At 47.0% G+C, this 17,832-nt stretch carries 17 protein-coding genes; 9 read left to right on the top strand and 8 right to left on the bottom strand.

Going from position 1 to position 17,832, the window contains the following annotated elements:
- Positions 1-289 precede the first annotated feature (289 nt).
- Together EQU24_RS00930 and EQU24_RS00925 are read left to right on the top strand one after the other, a co-directional pair.
- On the top strand, positions 290-664 hold the full coding sequence (locus tag EQU24_RS00930) for a DUF6164 family protein (RefSeq protein WP_017841311.1): 375 nt from the start codon (positions 290-292) through the stop codon (positions 662-664).
- 28 nt (positions 665-692) lie between these two features.
- Positions 693-938: a hypothetical protein gene (locus EQU24_RS00925; protein ID WP_138767049.1), complete on the top strand. Its 246-nt coding sequence runs from the start codon at positions 693-695 to the stop codon at positions 936-938.
- A gap of 50 nt (positions 939-988) precedes the next feature.
- Here EQU24_RS00925 and EQU24_RS00920 read toward each other — a convergent pair whose 3' ends face one another.
- The 3 genes from EQU24_RS00920 to EQU24_RS00910 form a co-directional block, all read right to left on the bottom strand.
- Positions 989-1,189 carry a DUF1289 domain-containing protein gene (locus EQU24_RS00920; RefSeq protein WP_017841312.1) on the bottom strand — a complete coding sequence of 67 codons (201 nt, stop codon included), beginning with the start codon at positions 1,187-1,189 and terminating at the stop codon, positions 989-991.
- Positions 1,186-1,500, bottom strand: coding sequence for a YbjQ family protein (locus EQU24_RS00915; RefSeq protein ID WP_017841313.1), 315 nt, complete (start codon positions 1,498-1,500; stop codon positions 1,186-1,188). The genes EQU24_RS00920 and EQU24_RS00915 overlap by 4 nt, the downstream gene beginning before the upstream one ends.
- Before the next feature lie 83 nt (positions 1,501-1,583).
- On the bottom strand, positions 1,584-1,895 hold the full coding sequence (locus tag EQU24_RS00910) for a DUF3301 domain-containing protein (protein WP_017841314.1): 312 nt from the start codon (positions 1,893-1,895) through the stop codon (positions 1,584-1,586).
- Positions 1,896-2,092: 197 nt separating this feature from the next.
- Between EQU24_RS00910 and EQU24_RS00905 the strand changes: the two genes are divergently transcribed.
- The 5 genes from EQU24_RS00905 to trmB all read left to right on the top strand — a co-directional run bounded on the left by EQU24_RS00905 (position 2,093) and on the right by trmB (position 9,450).
- Positions 2,093-4,033 (top strand): DUF389 domain-containing protein, encoded by a 1,941-nt coding sequence (locus EQU24_RS00905; protein ID WP_017841315.1) that lies wholly within the window; start codon positions 2,093-2,095, stop codon positions 4,031-4,033.
- 21 nt (positions 4,034-4,054) lie between these two features.
- On the top strand, positions 4,055-5,869 hold the full coding sequence (locus tag EQU24_RS00900) for an ABC transporter ATP-binding protein (RefSeq protein ID WP_026130241.1): 1,815 nt from the start codon (positions 4,055-4,057) through the stop codon (positions 5,867-5,869).
- A gap of 256 nt (positions 5,870-6,125) precedes the next feature.
- A complete protein-coding gene (aroG, locus tag EQU24_RS00895; RefSeq protein WP_017841317.1) occupies positions 6,126-7,196 on the top strand; it encodes a 3-deoxy-7-phosphoheptulonate synthase AroG in 1,071 nt (356 codons plus the stop codon).
- A gap of 14 nt (positions 7,197-7,210) precedes the next feature.
- The gene (thiS, locus tag EQU24_RS00890) at positions 7,211-8,188 is read left to right on the top strand and encodes a sulfur carrier protein ThiS (protein WP_017841318.1); all 978 of its coding nucleotides are present in this window, start codon (positions 7,211-7,213) and stop codon (positions 8,186-8,188) included.
- A 572-nt stretch (positions 8,189-8,760) separates the two neighbouring features.
- The gene (trmB, locus tag EQU24_RS00885; protein WP_017841319.1) at positions 8,761-9,450 is read left to right on the top strand and encodes a tRNA (guanosine(46)-N7)-methyltransferase TrmB; all 690 of its coding nucleotides are present in this window, start codon (positions 8,761-8,763) and stop codon (positions 9,448-9,450) included.
- Between the two features lie 7 nt (positions 9,451-9,457).
- Here trmB and EQU24_RS00880 read toward each other — a convergent pair whose 3' ends face one another.
- The 4 genes from EQU24_RS00880 to hemW all read right to left on the bottom strand — a co-directional run bounded on the left by EQU24_RS00880 (position 9,458) and on the right by hemW (position 14,096).
- On the bottom strand, positions 9,458-9,679 hold the full coding sequence (locus EQU24_RS00880) for a hypothetical protein (RefSeq protein WP_017841320.1): 222 nt from the start codon (positions 9,677-9,679) through the stop codon (positions 9,458-9,460).
- Positions 9,680-9,868: 189 nt separating this feature from the next.
- Positions 9,869-11,809: a dynamin family protein gene (locus EQU24_RS00875; RefSeq protein WP_017841321.1), complete on the bottom strand. Its 1,941-nt coding sequence runs from the start codon at positions 11,807-11,809 to the stop codon at positions 9,869-9,871.
- Positions 11,810-11,953: 144 nt separating this feature from the next.
- Positions 11,954-12,595, bottom strand: a complete 642-nt coding sequence (gene pyrE, locus EQU24_RS00870) for an orotate phosphoribosyltransferase (RefSeq protein ID WP_017841322.1) — start codon at positions 12,593-12,595, stop codon at positions 11,954-11,956.
- A 352-nt stretch (positions 12,596-12,947) separates the two neighbouring features.
- Entirely contained in the window at positions 12,948-14,096 is a 1,149-nt protein-coding gene (hemW, locus tag EQU24_RS00865; protein WP_017841323.1) for a radical SAM family heme chaperone HemW, read from the bottom strand.
- A 370-nt stretch (positions 14,097-14,466) separates the two neighbouring features.
- Between hemW and EQU24_RS00860 the strand changes: the two genes are divergently transcribed.
- Together EQU24_RS00860 and EQU24_RS00855 are read left to right on the top strand one after the other, a co-directional pair.
- Entirely contained in the window at positions 14,467-15,126 is a 660-nt protein-coding gene (locus EQU24_RS00860; RefSeq protein ID WP_017841324.1) for a response regulator, read from the top strand.
- Positions 15,126-16,580 carry an ATP-binding protein gene (locus tag EQU24_RS00855; RefSeq protein WP_017841325.1) on the top strand — a complete coding sequence of 485 codons (1,455 nt, stop codon included), beginning with the start codon at positions 15,126-15,128 and terminating at the stop codon, positions 16,578-16,580. The genes EQU24_RS00860 and EQU24_RS00855 overlap by 1 nt, the downstream gene beginning before the upstream one ends.
- A gap of 173 nt (positions 16,581-16,753) precedes the next feature.
- On the opposite strand, the gene EQU24_RS00850 is transcribed toward EQU24_RS00855, so the two are convergent.
- Positions 16,754-17,626 (bottom strand): fumarylacetoacetate hydrolase family protein, encoded by an 873-nt coding sequence (locus tag EQU24_RS00850; protein WP_017841326.1) that lies wholly within the window; start codon positions 17,624-17,626, stop codon positions 16,754-16,756.
- Between the last annotated feature and the right edge of the window lie 206 nt (positions 17,627-17,832).

Raw genomic sequence — 17,832 nt, 5'->3', positions numbered from 1 at the left:
ACACCGTTATCGCATACAATATTAATAAACAGCAATTCCCAGTTTGAGCAGTTTCGCCGATTTTAGGGTGTGGGGTATGCCTGTCGAGGAACGCCGTAAACCCATCCATGGGGGCTTGGCGGCAGCTCGAACGCCAAGGATGGCGTGTAGTAGGGCAATGCAGGAGCAATTGCCGAGGAGCAAAAATCTGCCCTGCTGCCGACATCCTCGCCAAGCATACCCCACACCCTTTTTGATCTCCAAATTGGGAATTGCTGATTAATAAACCCATTATTTTTTTCCATAAACTATGCCGCATTTACTATTTTCACTCAGAGGGGTACCAGAAGACGAAGCCGAGGAAGTTCGCGAACTTCTAAGCGAACATTCGATCGACTTTTATGAAACGTCGGCAGGTAACTGGGGAATTTCGATGCCGGCTTTGTGGCTTAATGATCAAACCCAACTCCAACAAGCACAAATCCTACTGCATCAATATCAAAAGCAGCGGGCGCTGAGTCAGCGAGCATTGTACGAACAACTTAAAAAAGAAGGCAAAGCACCAACACTTTTAGGCAACCTTAAGCATAATTCTATCCGCTTGTTGGTTTATCTTGCCGCTATCGCATTGGTACTTTATGCATCTGTAAAGCTGATTTTCGAATTCGGCTTTACAGTGCCTTGAGCGGTCATTTGGGCATTCGCCTCGAAACATGAATATAAAAGCCTTGCCATCCCTGCACTGGATTTCGCCGATTCCTACCGGAATGCAGCGTTTTTCCTTAAAGTTTGGCGCTATGGCAAAACGCCTTATTAAAACTGTGTTAAATAACACAGCTTTAATAAGGCTGAAATATAATTTCTTCGGTGTAATTCTGCCCGGCATCCTTACATTAAACGTATTCCATGGCATTGGCATTAGTCGCCATTCAATCATCAATCCCAAAAGCCGCGAATAAGCTTTGCAAAAACGACTACTTTTAACTCGACGCCTAGCTCCGTTCCTAGGTCAACAACTTACACGATCGGAATACACTTTTTGCTTGGCCCTTTGCGAAACATTGTTAAGAATATTGATACGCGCTTCATCATCTACCACCCCCCAAGATTTGATTTCTTCGAGCGTGCGATAGCAACCTAAGCAAACATCGGCGTCGTCGAGACAGCAATTACCGACACAAGGGGAGTCTACGCGTTTATGCTGAATCATTTGAGTTTTACCGCAGTTCCATAAGCCATGATTTCGGACGCATTGGCCATGATCGCACTGGTCGTAAACCGAATATTAATCACAGCATCGGCGCCGCGACGCTGTGCTTCTGTCACCATTCGTTCAATGGCAAGGTCCCTAGCATCGGCTAACATTTCAGTGTAGCCTTTAATTTCACCGCCAACCAATCCTTTTAAAGCCGCCATGAAATCGCGCCCTACATGCTTTGATTGCACAATATTACCCACTACCACGCCCAAGTTTTCAGTAATCTCTCGTCCCGGCACATCCGGTGTTGTTGTAAAAATCATTGTTAATTTTCCTTTTTAAATAAAAGCCTAGGCCCGCCGCTTACAAACGGGCATAAAACTAGATCAGCATGCCGCCGTTGATTTTATACCATCCGGTAAGGCGGCATCTGAATCGACTCGATGCACCGACCGGTCATCGTTATCAACCCGATATAACGATCATCGCCCGACGCCGAGAATTCAAATTCGAAAGAACGCATCAACCTTAACTTACCGAATTCATCTCTTTTAAACGTCATCCGACTTAATGCGACACAATCGTCCAACATTTGCACATCCATATCCGCACAGTGTTTTCTTGCGGCCAGATAAGCATATTCTCTAATCGACAAAGCATCCGACCAACAGAAAAGAACTACAATCAATAAAAAAATCAGAAGCACTTCAACTTGCATCGGTCGCCCCTAAAATTGCGTATTAGTGTAAAGATCGAGTGATTCCTCTAATACGACCTAACAATCGGTGCAATCTATCCGAATTTTATTGGCTTAGCAAACGAGACGTTTATCTTTCGCCCATGAAACTACGGTATTAGCTAATGAAAGCAGTGGAGTTTTAGCCGAAACGTTTTTACTTCTAGAGAGGCATTATTATGAACTCATTGCAAAAAATTTTATTGATCCATCATCATATAAAGCCGAAACAACTGCATGGCGCACAAGAATCGGCGCAACAATACGGCATCGAACTCGAACCTCTTTTATTGAACGATTTTTTGCTTAATCCCAAAAAACAACTTAATGGAAGACACCATCTAGTGAGCCTGCTGGAAAGCGCAGATCTTTCTTTGTTACTCAACCAGGCGCATCGATACCACTTCAGTATAGGACTGCTGCCCGCACATAAATCGTCAATCGTCTGCCGCCTTTTCAACATTCCGACCCAAATCGAGAAAGCGTTACCGCTTGCCATCTCGCCAAATAAGGCTATCGATCTCGACTTGTTACTGTGTAATGACGAGGCCGTTTTGTTATCGGTGATGGTCGGCTATGTACCTTTTTTTAATTTTCGCCAACAATATTACGAACGGCAATCCTTGTTAAGAAGATTAATTCATCTCATCAAAAATGCCGCTAGCCTTACCCGCCTGAAACCATTCGATTTGAGCATTGCCACCGAAAAACGCGATCAAATCAAAACTGCGGTCACCGGTGTATTAATCATTGAAAACGATATCGAAGCGTTTGCGGCTAACTTGGTCAACGAAACGATATCATCTCAAGACAATAAGCTATCGGCCATGCTGGTCGCGCCTTGTTCAACTGTCGATTATCTGTTTTTTTTGCTGGATTGTTTTTATTATAAAAACCGAACAGCCGCAAGACTTCCTAAAGCGGTTAGCTATATCAAAACCCGCGAACTCACACTGAGCACTTCGAAGAAATTGGATTATTGGATAGACGGGCGCCCCTGTAAAGCAGAAACATTGTTTTTCAAATGCATACCGGACAGCATTAAGATCATTGTCGGCGAACAATTCAAATTCGTCCATGATACCCATGAGGCAGAAAAGGAAACTCTAAAAATCAATAACCTACCTCAAAACGAAGTGCGTTTGCAGCGTTTGCGGAAAAAAGTCCCATTTTTTTCGGTTGCGCAGGAAGACGACTTTAAGGACCTGTTCCTAATGCTCAAGGAAAATGCCCAACTCTCCGGGCCGTTTTTGGTATTGATGGTGCTGAGCAGCATGCTGGCGACATTCGGTTTATTTTTAAACAGTGCACCGGTCGTGATTGGTGCAATGATCCTAGCACCACTAATGGCGCCGATCGTGTCGCTATCGATGGCTATTTTGCGTAATGACCGCAAACTGTTTAATAATGCGATTTGGGTGTTTTTAATTGGCCTTATAGCCGCCATTGCGGTATCGGCTTTAACAACGCTAATATTGCCTTACGAAAAGATCACTGAAGAAATCCACGCCCGATTGCAACCGAGTTTATTGGACCTCGGTGTCGCAATCGTATCGGGTATGGCCGCCGCCTATGCTCACGCCAAAGAAAACATACTGAAAAGCCTTCCCGGCGTGGCGATTGCCGTTGCGCTAGTTCCACCACTTTGCGTAATCGGTATCGGCTTAGCTTGGCACGATTGGGTAATTGTCAGCGGCGCCGGCTTATTATTTCTGACTAACTTTGCCGGAATCGCCATGACCGGCGCGCTAACGTTTCTGTTTTTGGGCTTTTCCACCGTAATTCGCATTAATTGGGGCCTTGGGTTCTCGCTGCTATTAATCGCGTTGGTGAGCATTCCACTCTACGATTCGTTAATGACCGATATTAACCATGGCCGAATTACCTCAGCCGTCGGAAGCCAGACTTATATGGTCAATGGCAAAACTATTCAGCTTGATGACGTCAGGGTCATTTCGGCCGGCGACACCCTTTGCCTTTCAGCTGTATTGGGCAGCTCCGAAAACATTAGCTCACAAGACGTTGAAGTGCTTCGAATCGATATCGAAAAACTCCTTGATCAACCGGTTAAGATTGAAGTCACATTGAAAATTATTAGTTCGGCATATAATCACCCGTAATTTTTTAAATTATCAGTTATCATGTCTAACTCCTCTCCCTTCCAACGCGCTAGAGAAGCTCCGAACCTTCCTACCGGTACGGTCAAATTTATCCTGTACTGTATTAGCAGTTTCCCGGGTCTATTGACGTTAATGTTAATTCTCGAGACCGGACAGGCGGCATGCAATATTCTGGTGCCTTATGCAGTCAAGGCCATTATGGATGGCGTCGCTTCATTGACCGGGGACACCGGCCCGGTACTGAAAACATTGCAACAACCATTGCTATTGCTGGCAGGCTTGGCTTTGGCCGAGATCATCTTCAGTCGAACCAGCGGTGCATTGCTGATTATTATCGGACCTCGTTTGCGGCAAAGAACAACACAAAAACTTTTTGCTTATTTGCAGTATCACTCGGTTAGCTACTTCGGCCACCACTTTGCCGGAGCGCTGGCGCATCGCATTAGCGAAACCGCGATCAGTGTCAATCATACAACGTGGTCGGTTTTGTGCGAATTTTGGCCAATTACAATAACCTTTAGCGTGTCGATTTTTTTATTGCTAGGGGTTCATCAGGGTTTGGGGCAATACGTTGCAAGCTGGGTACTGGCCTATATTGCCATTTCTTATTGGCTTGCCACCCGCTGTCAGCATTACGCAAAAAGTTACGCCGCGACTCGCAGTCAGGTCAACGGCAAAATCGTCGACGCGGTCAGCAACATGCTTAACGCAAAGTTGTTTGCCCGGCTCGATTACGAACGCCGTTATTTGAATGAATATTTGGAAACCGAAGTTCGGGCCGGACGCCGCACATTTTGGTATATGGAACGGGTCCGTTGGTTTCAATTCATTGCCGCCGCCGCACTCAAGATCGGCACGGTCTACTATGCGCTCACACTTTGGGAAGGCGGCATAATCAGTGTCGGCGATTTTACAATGAGTATTGCCTTGGCGTTATTGATTATCAGCGATGCCCGTAATCTAACACGACGTTTTTTAGAGTTTTTCGAATATGTCGGCAATGTTGCCAACGGTATCGATACCATCGTTCGTCCTCACGAAATTGTCGACAAACCTGAAGCTACACCTCTAATCGTGACACATGGCAGGATCGAGTTCCGTCATGTTCGTTTCGGTTACGATCCCTCGCAACCGGTTTTCGAAGACTTGAACGTCATCATCGAACCGGGGCAACGGGTTGGTTTAGTTGGTTTTTCCGGGTCCGGAAAATCGACCTTTGTCGCGCTAATGCTGCGCAATTACGAGCCTCAAGACGGAGCGATTCTAATCGATGATGTCGATATTGCTGGCGTATTTCAAGATTCCTTGCATGAACAGGTCAGCCTGATTCCTCAGGATCCGAGCTTGTTCCACCGCAGCCTCAAAGAAAATATCGGTTACGGCAAACTGGATGCGGAGGATGCGGAAATCATTGGCGCAGCTGATCTCGCTCACGCCGACGAGTTTATCAAAGACATGAAAGAAGGTTACGATGCCCTGGTAGGAGAACGCGGCGTTAAGCTGTCCGGCGGACAGCGTCAGCGCATCGCCATCGCTCGCGTCATGCTGAAGGATGCGCCGATTCTTATTCTTGACGAAGCCACATCCAGTTTGGATTCGGTCACTGAAAAAACCATTCAGGAAAATCTCGACCGAGCCATGGGCCGTAAGACCGTCATCGCCGTTGCGCATCGTTTATCGACGATCGCCCATCTCGACCGCATTTTGGTCTTCGACAACGGCCGAATCGTCGAGGACGGCAGCCATAATGAATTACTGGATCGAAAAGGATTTTATCATCGGCTTTGGTCAATGCAGGCAGGAGGCTTTTTGCCGGAAGAGGCGGTTAGCGGTTAGCGGTTAGCGGTTAGCGGTTAGCGGTTAGCGGTTAGCGGTTAGCGGTTAGCGGAATAGTTTAAACCGCCTTTGTCGTTGAACAAGCGGAGAAAATTGTTCTGACAATCATTGCTTTACTAAGCGACGGTTCGATCTATATAGGTGTGCGATAGATCACTTTACAGACTAGCCTAGCAAAAACTAACAAAACGGTCGTGAAAAAAGTTAAAATGAGCGGCTTTTAACTCTCCGCGCACTTTCAAGCTGGATAACTATTATGTTAAGCAAATATAACACCGATGACTTAAGAATCAGTGAAACGAAAGAAGTCATCGCGCCTGTTGCAGTACACGAAGAACTGCCGATGAATGAACTCGCGGCGACTACGGTGCTGCAAACGCGCGCCGAAATTCATGACATATTAACCGGAGATGACGACCGCTTGTTAGTCGTGATCGGCCCGTGTTCGATTCATAATCCGGAAGCGGCGATCGAGTATGGAAAAAGACTCAAAACGATCAAAGACGAATTGAACAAAGATCTTCTGATCGTAATGCGGGTTTATTTCGAAAAGCCCAGAACGACGGTCGGCTGGAAAGGTCTGATCAACGATCCCGATCTGGATTCCAGCTTCGATATCAACAAAGGCCTGCGTATTGCCCGGCGCCTATTGCTGGATCTAAACACACTGGGCATGCCGGCCGCAACCGAATATCTCGATTTAATCACACCGCAGTATGTTTCCGACTTGATTTCGTGGGGGGCCATCGGCGCAAGAACTACCGAGAGTCAGGTGCATCGCGAATTGGCTTCCGGTCTGTCCTGTGCGGTCGGTTTCAAGAACGCGACCGACGGCTCGATCAAAATCGCGATCGACGCAATCGGCGCCGCAATGAGCCCCCATCACTTCCTCTCGTTAACGAAAGAAGGCCGTTCGGCGATATTTTCGACGCGCGGCAATGAAGATGCTCACATTATTTTACGCGGCGGCAACGGCCAGCCCAACTACGATGCGGTCAACGTTGAAAAAGTCGCGGAGGGGCTGGAAAACTCAGGATTAAGACCGCGCATTATGATCGATTTCAGCCATGCGAATAGTTTGAAACAATATCAACGTCAGCTGATCGTCGGCGAGGATGTCGGCGGGCAAATAGCCTGCGGCGACAAACGCATCATCGGCGTCATGATCGAAAGCCACTTAAAGGCCGGACGCCAGGATGTAATTCCCGGCAAACCGTTGACTTTCGGACAAAGTATTACCGATGCCTGCCTAGGCTGGGAAGATTCGATACAGTTGTTGAAAGATCTTGCTGCGGCAGTCGTTGCACGCAGAAAGACTGAAAATTAAAACGGAGCGTAAACGTGAACATATTGTTAAATGGCGAATCCCGCGAGTATCCGGAAGCGACAACGGTCGCGCGGGTTATAACCGATATTGGGCTAAGCGGCAAACGCATCGCGGTTGAATTGAATAAAGAAATCCTGCCATTCGACCGCTACGAGCAGCAAACGCTGCAAGACAACGATCGTCTCGAAATCGTTCATGCCATCGGCGGCGGCCAAGACGATACTTTCACCGTAGCCGGCACCCGCTTTCATTCGCGCTTATTGGTCGGCACAGGTAAGTATAAAGACCTGGAGGAAACCCGCCTGGCTATCGAAGCTAGCGGTGCTGAAATCGTTACGGTCGCGATCCGACGGACCAATATCGGCCAAAACCCGGGCGAACCCAATCTACTCGATGTAATTTCGCCTGATAAGTACACGATCTTGCCGAATACCGCCGGTTGCTTCACTGCCGACGATGCTGTGCGGACCTGCCGTTTGGCCAGAGAGTTATTGGGCGGCCATAAACTGGTCAAACTGGAAGTCTTGGCCGACCAAAAAACCTTATTCCCCGATGTCGCCGAAACGTATGTTGCGGCGGAATTATTGGTCAAGGACGGCTTCGATGTGATGGTTTATACCAATGACGACCCAATTGCCGCAAAAAGACTGGAGGATATCGGCTGTGTTGCGGTGATGCCATTGGCTGCACCGATCGGTTCGGGATTGGGCATTCGTAATCCATACAACATTTTGACCATCGTCGAGAACGCCAACGTACCGATTCTGGTCGACGCCGGCGTCGGAACGGCTTCCGATGCCGCTATCGCGATGGAGCTCGGCTGCGATGGCGTGCTAATGAATACCGCGATCGCCGCCGCCCAACATCCGGTCATGATGGCTGAAGCGATGAGAAAAGCAATCGAAGCCGGTCGCCTGGCATTTTTAGCCGGACGCATGCCAAGAAAACGATTCGCTTCGGCTTCGTCGCCGATCGACGGTTTGTTTCTTTAAACCTAGAAAAAGACTTTGAAGGTCAAGTGTAAGTTAATTCAATAACTTGCCCAGCCTAAACAAATCAAGCACCCATGACCCAAATACCGAAAAATGTTAAAGCTGGGCTTGCTATGCGTTTGCATAGAACTTTCGTTCACCCAAAAGATTAGCGGAAATATTACTGTGGAAGTTCGTAGATTTTGGCTCTTTATCTAATTTTTCGATATAAGAAGCTCGGCAGAGAAAATGCCGGTTCCGGAGAGGGTGCGGTTCAGGCGTCGGCGGCAGGGAAAGCCGCCGTCGAGCCTACATGGACGTATTCACGGCGTCCTGTCGGGCGAGTGACCGCACCCTCCCCAACGCCTAGCACTTTCATTTACTGGGGCGATTACCAGACTTTCATGAACTTTAGGTAATCTCTTGAAATACTTCATGTGCTTCATGATTAAACTGCCAAATAGGATTCGCTTGGCTGTTTTTTCAACTCTAAGCACATGCATTCGCACTGAACTGTTGGGTTACGCTTCGCTAACCCAACCGATTCAGCCGTATTCATTAATATTGCAATATAAACGCCGAACTCCGTCAGCATGAATTCCCCCGATTTATCCAACGCCGGCAAAATCCGAAGCTTTTCGCGGCGTCAAGGCCGTATCACCGCCGGCCAGCAGCAAGCACTCACCGATTCCTGGGATAAGTACGGCCTGGAGCCCGGTATCGAATGCTGTTTCAGCGAAATTTTCGGACGCGAAGCGCCGGTTATCGTCGAAATCGGTTTCGGAAACGGCGATAGCCTCGCGGACATGGCCGAGGCGAACCCCGGTTGCGATTACATCGGTATTGAAGTGCATAGACCGGGCGTCGGCCATTTGATTATGCAACTGGAAGCGCGCGAACTGAGCAATGTCCGAATTTTTTGCCATGATGCAGTCGAGATTCTGGCCCGAAGCATCCCCGATCAAAGCCTAGCGGGTGTCCATCTATTTTTTCCCGACCCTTGGCCGAAAAAACGTCACCATAAACGGCGTATCGTCAAACCGGCCTTCGTCAATTTGGTCACGGCAAAATTGACACGGGGCGGTTATTTTCATTGCGCGACGGATTGGGAAAACTATGCTAAGCATATGCTGGCGGTATTATTAAATGCACCGGATCTTAATAATGCCGAAGCCGGCGGAGGATTTAGCGAGCGTCCCTCTTATCGGCCCTTAACTAAATTCGAAAGCCGTGGACTACGCCTCGGCCACGGCGTTTGGGATTTGATTTTTAAAAAAAACTAGTACTCAGTCAATCTTGTTTTGCCGGGGAAAAGTAAATCCGTTCGTCCTGAGCAAAGTAAGCGCCCTTCGGTCGCATGGCGTTACTATGAAACAATCGCTGTTTGACGTATTTTTTTGTATTTTTACATCTTGTCAAGATATTGATTTTAAACGCATAAAAATCCATTTCTTGAGAACCTGCCGAAGGATGAGCGGATTTACGCTGAGCTAAACTATTTTTACCCGACATTGTAAAAATGACTGAGTACTAAATATCTGTGTAAATAAAAAAGGCGCGAAAGGCAATTGCGTCATTCGACAACACCAAGAAGAGAACACATTAAGCATTGTGTAGGCGTATCCGAGAAAATCATACAACAGAGCTCACAACCGAAGTGCTCTGTTCACTGTTCCCTGTTCACTATTTACTTCTCACTGTTTACTGTTCACTATCAGCCGACATATCCAATTGCATCGCCTTAATGATCGTGGCCAATTCGCTTCGCTGTCTTTTTAACGGCTCTAGCTCTTGCTCCAGAATCGCTATATTTTCAGCAACGCTACCTTTGGATTCATTAATCTTTCTCAGCATTTGCAAACGCCCTTCAATCTGTTTTTTATGATCCTTGATTTGATGCATCAACGGTGTCAGCACGCTGTTACTCCAGGCGGCGGCGTCTTTTTGGGCATGTTTCATAATATTTCGCGCTTTACTAATTAACGTACTATAAAGCTTATTAATTACAATGCTTTGTTCAGTCAATGTGGTTTTTGCACTGGTCCGGAATACTTCCCCTTCTTCGAAGATCTGCTCTAATTCGAACTGATATTGCTTAATCGAGAAAAGTTGCGGTTCGATTTCCTTGAAACCGTATTCGTCCTGAAACTTTTTATGAATCGCTTTAACCAAACGGCGTGTTTCATTAGTCGTATCGACTGCGTCTTGCAATAAATCCCGTAAATCGTCGAACAACTTACGAATTTGCTGCTTCATGCCGTATGTCGTTAAACTCTTGGTCATATCTTCCCGAGTCTGCCGGATGATCTCATCGACTTTTTCCTTGGCAAACGAGTCAATAAGGATTTTTGCCTGCACGCTAAAAACCTTGCGACTGGCTTGAAAATTTTCGACATTGATCATGTAATGCTGTTGCCTGTCGCGGGTTTCGGCCATCAGCTTTTCGGTCATTTCATGATTTTCAAAATCCAGCTTCTTGAACTCCTCCAATTGCTTGGTAGCATTGGTCAACTTACCGTCGGTAAGATTAGACGATTCGCCCACCAAAAAACCGATATCTTTTTTAATCGTATTGAGTAATATTTGCCGCCGTTGCTTCAGGATGTCGTCGGACAAATATTTTTCCAAGGAATATAACCGACTTTTTTCGAGCAACACGTCATCGGATTTGACCTTCGCCAGCAGCGCCTGCTTTGCCGATACCGGAAAGATGGATGATTCGTCGATATTTAAAATTCCGGCCGACGTGCTAATTTGCGATTCTATAGCTGCGTCATAACCCGTCTCACCGGCTAGATCGTCCCACATCGAATCGATTTTGTTCATGACGACCGCTAATCCATGCTTTCTCCCGCCCCTAGCGCTACAAACATGATTACGCCACATTTCCAAGTCACTCTTCGTCACTCCGGTATCGGCAGCTAGAACGAATATGATTGCCTGAGCGCTTGGAAGCATGTTCAACGTCAGCTCAGGCTCGGTACCTAATGCATTTAAGCCCGGCGTGTCGAGAATACAAAGTCCTTCCTTCAATAACGGATGCGGAAAACTGATTAATGCATGGCGCCAACATGGAATTTCAACGGTTTCAGGATTAACGACCCCTTGCTCGGCCGCTTCACGTTCGTTCCATAATCCCAATTTATCCGCTACATCCCTTGGCACGCTCTTTGTGGCGATCAACTCTTTAAATGCTTCTTGCATTTGCGTCGGAGAATCGAAATTTAGATCGATTTGTGTCCAGCGAGCGGGATTGTTTTTATACTCGGCCAGCGAAATATCTTCTAAGCGACTTTCTATATTCAGCAGACGAATATAACTGCCCCCCTCCTCGTCATAAAATACTTCGGTAGGCGACATCGTTGTCCGACCAGGAGCTGAAGGCAACAATCGAACACCGGTTTCGGCAAAAAACAAAGCATTGATCAGCTCCGTTTTGCCGCGCGAAAACTCCGCAACAAAAGCCAGCGTAACGCGGTCCGATTCTAAGCCATTAAGGATATTCAAAATTGTCCCGGTGCTATGAACATCGTTCATCCCGTAACGGATACGCCATTCTTGATACATTTCAATCGCTTGTACCAACTGACTGCGCCACTGCGAATATTCATGCAGCTGTTCTTTAAATTCCGGGTTCCTCATGGCTGGCCTTTTTTTCGGTCATTAGTCTGCAAGATGATAAGGTCGCTTGAGTCTTTCACGCAACCGAAGCGAACGAAGTATAACGATGTAATGCGGGTAAGTGTAGACCATATCGTTGAATCTGTTAGTCACGCACAACTATTTTTAAATACCGTATTGTTTGCGGTATTCGATAATTGCATCAACTGGATAGCCTAAATCCTGAACAGTTTCCAAATATTCAATAATCTGTTCGAGTGAAACGATACTTTGGACAGGCATATCATACGTTTGCCTGACTTCCTCTGTAGCGGATTGCCCATCCGGGCCTTTTTCCTGCCGATCCAGCGCGATAAGCACGCCCGCAGGATAAGCACCCTCTCCGTTAATAATGGAGACGGACTCGCGCACAGACGTCCCAGCCGTAATCACATCATCCAAAATCAGAACGTTCCCGGACAAAGACGTACCGACGATCACTCCGCCCTCGCCGTGATCCTTGGCTTCCTTGCGATTGAATGCAAACGGCATATCTCTTCCGGTTAGTCGAGCATAAGCAATCGAAGTCGCGCTAACCAACGGAATGCCTTTATATGCCGGGCCGAACAACATATCGATATCTAGCTTCGACTCCAGCAAGGCCCGCGCGTAAAACTCGCCTAATTTGCCCAATTTCGCACCGGTATCGAACAATCCGGTATTGAAAAAATAAGGGCTCATGCGTCCCGACTTTAATTGAAATTCACCGAATTTGAGCACGCCGCAGTCCAGGGCATACTGAATAAAATCTTTTTGGTAATCAAGCATTGCGTTTCTTTATGTAATAGTTTGAAAGATAAGGTGTAAATTGCTTTAAGTATGGGGGTCACGGGGCCCTCGATAGACATATCCCATACCTTTTATTCTTAGGCGGTTTTTCAATCAAAAGGAAGTAGGCTAATTTGCCCTCGATACCTGTTATGACGATCTCTCACGTTCCTCCGAGGGATTCTACACCTTGGCTGCCGAAACTAAATCGCTATGCATTCCCAGGCTGGGGCAGTGGAAACGAGAAATAGGGCAATTATTTATACTTTTTCACACTTCAAATTTCGGTAGTGTCTGAGGACACCCCGGTGCCGAATTTTGATCTACGATGGGTATATGACCAAACCCTCATTCAACGAATGAATTTTTCAAGGATGGTATCGAGAAAATTCCAACCGTGCTCCGAGCAGCGGTAATGATCATCCGTAAAATCGACCAAGCCTTGCGCGATACATTGCTCAAGGCCCGGCTGCAGACTGTCGAGACTCAACCCCGTAACGGCGCGATAGTGCGCTTCGGTAAAACCCTCTTTAAGCCGGAAATGATTCATCGCGAATTCAATAGGAAGATTATCGGCTTCGCACAAGACGGGGTTTTCCTCGCCAAGCGTTTGCATATATAACTCGGGGCTTTTAGGTTTAACGCTACGATAAATCTCGAAGGGCAGCTCCAAACTGATTTTACCGTGCGCACCTGCGCCGATCCCCAGATAATCGCCGAATTGCCAATAATTGCGGTTATGTCGGCACTGAGCACCCGGCTTGCTGTAGGCGGAAATTTCGTACTGCCAATAGCCCGCGCTTTCCAATAATACTTGGCATTGCATTTGCTTTGCAAAGATACTTTCCTCTTCCGGTAGTTGCGGCGGAAACTTATGAAAATAAGTATTCGGCTCCAACGTCAACTGGTAAAAAGAGATATGAGCGGGATTCAAATCGACGGCGGTACGAATATCGGACAAGCCGTCATATTCGCAAACTTCCGGCAAACCGAACATTAAGTCTAGATTGAAATTGGAAAAGCCGACACGTTGCGCAATTTCCGCCGCGTGAATCGCCTCGGCCGACGAATGAACCCTTCCCAATTTTTTCAATTGCGCATCATTAAAACTTTGCACGCCGATCGATAATCGATTAATCCCGATAGCTCGAAATTCAGCGAATTTACCGCTTTCAAAGGTACCTGGATTGGCTTCGAGCGTGATTTCGGCGTTATCGGCTAGCTTCGTTTGACACCTAATACCGCAAAGCAATCGATCGATCGCTTCGGGTGAGAACAAACTGGGCGTTCCGCCGCCAATGAATATCGTCCCAATGGCGGGCTGCCGAACGGCAAAGCGCTCCAAATCTAGGCTCAAATCTTGCAACAAAGCATCGATATAGCGAATTTCGGGTAACTCACCCTTGACCGCATGAGAATTGAAATCGCAATAAGGGCACTTTTTGATGCACCAAGGTATGTGAATGTATAAACTTATCGGCGGCAAGATTTTTTTGCACATGATTGAAGATGAGGTATTTTAACACCGAAATCATTGTAAACGCTCGCTTTCCCTTTTCCTGACGAGAAGCATGTCTTGTTTAACACTCCGACGTTCTGCAGCAATAATTAAGCGAAAAACAAGACCGTTCACAGACACTGCGTTCCGAATTGATGCGGCTAAATTTAAAGAGTATGTTATGCAATACGGTAAACGCTTGGAAAGTTGACGTCTTACTCTCTTTTAATCGCAAAATCGTCTGAGAATATACCTTTCGCACTTCAAATTTCGGCAGCGTTTAAGGAGGCACCGGGGTGCCTGGCAAAGAATTGATTTTTTCAGGTATTTAAAACTACTTATTGAACATCAACGCATTCTAATTGGTAACACTATGCGGCTATTATTGGTCGAAGACGATGAAATTCTGGGCGACGGCATACAAGCCGGCCTAACGATGGAAGGCTATGCGGTCGATTGGCTTAGGAACGGCGCGCAGGCAGATGAAGCACTGAAATCCAACAGTTATGAACTGATTGTAATGGATCTTAATCTGCCGGGTATGGACGGCTTAAACCTACTTTCCGAAATCAGAAAACGAAAAGATGAAACCCCGGTCTTGATCTTAACGGCGCGGGACGGCATCGACGATCGAGTTACTTTACTCGATAGCGGCGCCGACGACTTTGTCGTTAAACCATTCGATTTATCGGAAGTCTGCGCCCGCCTTCGAGCACTAGCCAGAAGACAAGCGGGGCGAAGCGTCTCTCAAATCGAACATAAAGGCATCGTGCTAGATCCCGCGGCGCATACCGTCACGATCCATAACACCCCGGTTAATTTATCGCAAAAGGAATTCGGCATTTTAAATTTTTTAATGAATAATATCGGCAAGGTCGTTTCCAAGGCGCGTATCGAGGAAGCCTTATATTCCTGGGGTTCTGAAATAGAAAGCAATACTGTCGAAGTGCATATTCATCATCTACGCAAAAAACTAGGCTCGGATTACATCCGCACAGTCAGAGGCGTCGGCTACATACTCGATGAGAATTAATGCGTTACTCACTTAAAGGAGTGCTGCTGTTTGCATTGCTTTCAGCAACCATAGTCATCTGGGCTGTTACGGCATATATCAGCTATAGGGTCACACGCGATGAAGTCGTCAAACTATTCAATGCCGAACTCGAACAATCCGCTCAAGCGCTATATTCGTTTGTCGGACAATTGCTTTATAAAGGCTCGCTGAATGAATTATGGGATTTGGACAGCCCTGAAAAAATGCCGCCACCCGACCAGCAACTCACGCAATTACGTAAAAAAATATCGTTTCAATTAATCGATAAAACCGAGGGTTTGATTTTAAGGTCGAAAACCGCACCCAAACAACCGATGTCGCATTCGACAAACGGCTACACCAAAACCGAGGTAGCAGGACATACTTGGCATGTTTTCAGCGTTTCCAATGATGAAGACGAATATATCGTTCATGTCGGTCAACGTGACGATATCCGTCAGGAATTGAAAGACGAAATCGCCAACCATTTAATCAAACCGCTATTGATCAGCTTGCCTTTATTCGGACTGGTCATTTGGATCATTGTCGGCCGCTCGCTCAAACCGGTCAATCGCCTGGCGCGGCAACTGGCGAAGCGCGAGGCTAATTACTTAAAACCCCTATCGACGCGCTGGCTTCCGACTGAAATCATACCGGTAGTCGAGTCCTTGAACACTTTATTCATCCAGCTTGAGAAAGCCTTCGAAAACGAACGGCGCTTTACGGCCGACGCTTCGCATGAACTTAAAACCCCGCTCGCGGGCTTGTTAACTCAAGCCCAAGTCGCGATAAAAACAACCGACGCTGGCGTCAGACAACAAGCATTAAGCCGTATTGAACAGGCAGTGAAACGGATGACCGGCCTAGTACAACAGTTATTGACTTTTTCGCGCATCGAATCGGACCCCAGTTACTTGACTAAACAACCGATCAAATTGAGCAATGAAATTATTCAAATCATTGCCGAAATGGAACCGGAAGCCCATAAAAAACAAATTACCATGGGTTTTGATAACGACACCGACAGTTTAGTCATGGTCAATTCCTTACTCATCAATATCTTAATAAGAAATATCGTCGATAACGCAATCAAATACACGCCAAGAGGCGGCAAAATATTGATTAGCCTGACCGCACAAGGAAACCGCCCTTGTTTATGTGTCGAAGATTCGGGGCCGGGCATTCCGACCGAACAATTCGAAAATGCATATCAACGTTTTTACCGTTGCGTCGAAACCGCCAACCATGCTCAGGGCAGCGGTCTCGGCTTATCGATGGTGAAAAGAATCGCGGCCTTGCATCATGCCGAATTACAGATGGCTCAATCCCGCTTTGGCGGCTTGCGCATCGCGTTACTCTTTCAAGCCCAACAAACCGATTACCCGGTGGCCCCAAACATCAATTCGGATTTTTTCAAAAAACCGCCTTATGCTTGGCACCAATTAAAAAAATAATATACCTATACCTTTCGCACTTCAAATTTCGGCAGTACCTGAGGAGGCGCCGGGGTGCTCGGCAAAGGCTTTGGCAGCATGGATGCTGTCATAGAGCCTACAGGGACGTATTCACGGCGTCCTTTGACGGGCACCCCGACGCCGAAATTTGACTAGCAAAGTGTATACATCGCTTATCGACATTCGATAGCATTAGGCTCTTCGACGACTGAATTGCATAACTCGCCAATACCTTCGATTTCAATACGAACCGTTTGCCCGGGCTTCAGATAACCGCGCGGTTTCATTTTAACGCCGACGCCCGACGGCGTGCCGGTTGCAATGACATCGCCAGGCTCGAGCGTCATAACTTGACTCAAATAAGCAATCATTTGATAGCAATTAAAAATCATGTGCCGAGTATTGGAATTTTGCCGTAATTCATCATTAACCCAGGTCTTGATCGTCAAATTATGCGGATCGATGATTTCATCCGGCGTGACTAGCCATGGCCCGAGCGGGCCATGTGTATCGAACGATTTACCCAGCGTCATCGTCGGCGAACGGGCCTGCCAATCCCTAACCGACACATCGTTGGCAATCGTGAAGCCAGCGATGACTTGATGCGCTTGTTCCAGAGGCACATGACGGCAACGCTTGCCGATTACAAATGCCAACTCGCCCTCATAATCCAGTTTTTCCGATACCTTAGGCCGATGAATCGGTTCACCGCTACCGATTACACAAGTTGTTTGCTTATTGAAAAATGTCGGGTATTCGGGTTTTTCCTTGCCGGTTTCCTCAATGTGTTCGGCATAATTAAGGCTGATCGCTAAATATTTCCCTGGTCTCGGCACCGGTGCATGCACTTTCACCTCTGCAACCGGCAGGCGATGCGTGCCTGTATCGACGAGTTGTTGCAACGCCTCTAATGCCGGAGCGCCAGCGTTTAGAAAATCGATCATCGAGACCGAAAGCGCACTATCCCCGAAACCGTCGACAATTTCATCGCCGACGACAGCGCCAATTCGTGTTTGCCGATTATGCGTAAAAGTAATTAATTTCATCGTTTGCTTCGTCCTACCATTGGAATGAGACATTAATTTTAAATGATCCGGTATAAGGAAAATACGCCTCATTGGTTTTGGCTCTTCAATGAACCACGAATGCCCCGGATGCCATTATTCAACCAGGCATTCTCTAAACCGTTACTTTTACCTTAGAAGCGCCGCCTATTCTTATATATAATGTGCCGACCGACGAAAGGACGGTT

The organism is Methylotuvimicrobium buryatense (assembly GCF_005931095.1).
GTDB classification, from domain to species: domain Bacteria; phylum Pseudomonadota; class Gammaproteobacteria; order Methylococcales; family Methylomonadaceae; genus Methylotuvimicrobium; species Methylotuvimicrobium buryatense.
This window is presented reverse-complemented; position numbering and strand designations above follow the sequence as displayed.

Bases quoted from the DNA above. Each gene is read 5' to 3' on its own strand.
- EQU24_RS00930 (WP_017841311.1), top strand. From the start codon at position 290: ATGCCGCATTTACTATTTTCACTCAGAGGGGTACCAGAAGACGAAGCC.
- EQU24_RS00925 (WP_138767049.1), top strand. From the start codon at position 693: ATGAATATAAAAGCCTTGCCATCCCTGCACTGGATTTCGCCGATTCCT.
- EQU24_RS00920 (WP_017841312.1), bottom strand. From the start codon at position 1,189: ATGATTCAGCATAAACGCGTAGACTCCCCTTGTGTCGGTAATTGCTGT.
- EQU24_RS00915 (WP_017841313.1), bottom strand. From the start codon at position 1,500: ATGATTTTTACAACAACACCGGATGTGCCGGGACGAGAGATTACTGAA.
- EQU24_RS00910 (WP_017841314.1), bottom strand. From the start codon at position 1,895: ATGCAAGTTGAAGTGCTTCTGATTTTTTTATTGATTGTAGTTCTTTTC.
- EQU24_RS00905 (WP_017841315.1), top strand. From the start codon at position 2,093: ATGAACTCATTGCAAAAAATTTTATTGATCCATCATCATATAAAGCCG.
- EQU24_RS00900 (WP_026130241.1), top strand. From the start codon at position 4,055: ATGTCTAACTCCTCTCCCTTCCAACGCGCTAGAGAAGCTCCGAACCTT.
- aroG (WP_017841317.1), top strand. From the start codon at position 6,126: ATGTTAAGCAAATATAACACCGATGACTTAAGAATCAGTGAAACGAAA.
- trmB (WP_017841319.1), top strand. From the start codon at position 8,761: ATGAATTCCCCCGATTTATCCAACGCCGGCAAAATCCGAAGCTTTTCG.
- EQU24_RS00880 (WP_017841320.1), bottom strand. From the start codon at position 9,679: ATGTCGGGTAAAAATAGTTTAGCTCAGCGTAAATCCGCTCATCCTTCG.
- EQU24_RS00875 (WP_017841321.1), bottom strand. From the start codon at position 11,809: ATGAGGAACCCGGAATTTAAAGAACAGCTGCATGAATATTCGCAGTGG.
- pyrE (WP_017841322.1), bottom strand. From the start codon at position 12,595: ATGCTTGATTACCAAAAAGATTTTATTCAGTATGCCCTGGACTGCGGC.
- hemW (WP_017841323.1), bottom strand. From the start codon at position 14,096: ATGTGCAAAAAAATCTTGCCGCCGATAAGTTTATACATTCACATACCT.
- EQU24_RS00860 (WP_017841324.1), top strand. From the start codon at position 14,467: ATGCGGCTATTATTGGTCGAAGACGATGAAATTCTGGGCGACGGCATA.
- EQU24_RS00855 (WP_017841325.1), top strand. From the start codon at position 15,126: ATGCGTTACTCACTTAAAGGAGTGCTGCTGTTTGCATTGCTTTCAGCA.
- EQU24_RS00850 (WP_017841326.1), bottom strand. From the start codon at position 17,626: ATGAAATTAATTACTTTTACGCATAATCGGCAAACACGAATTGGCGCT.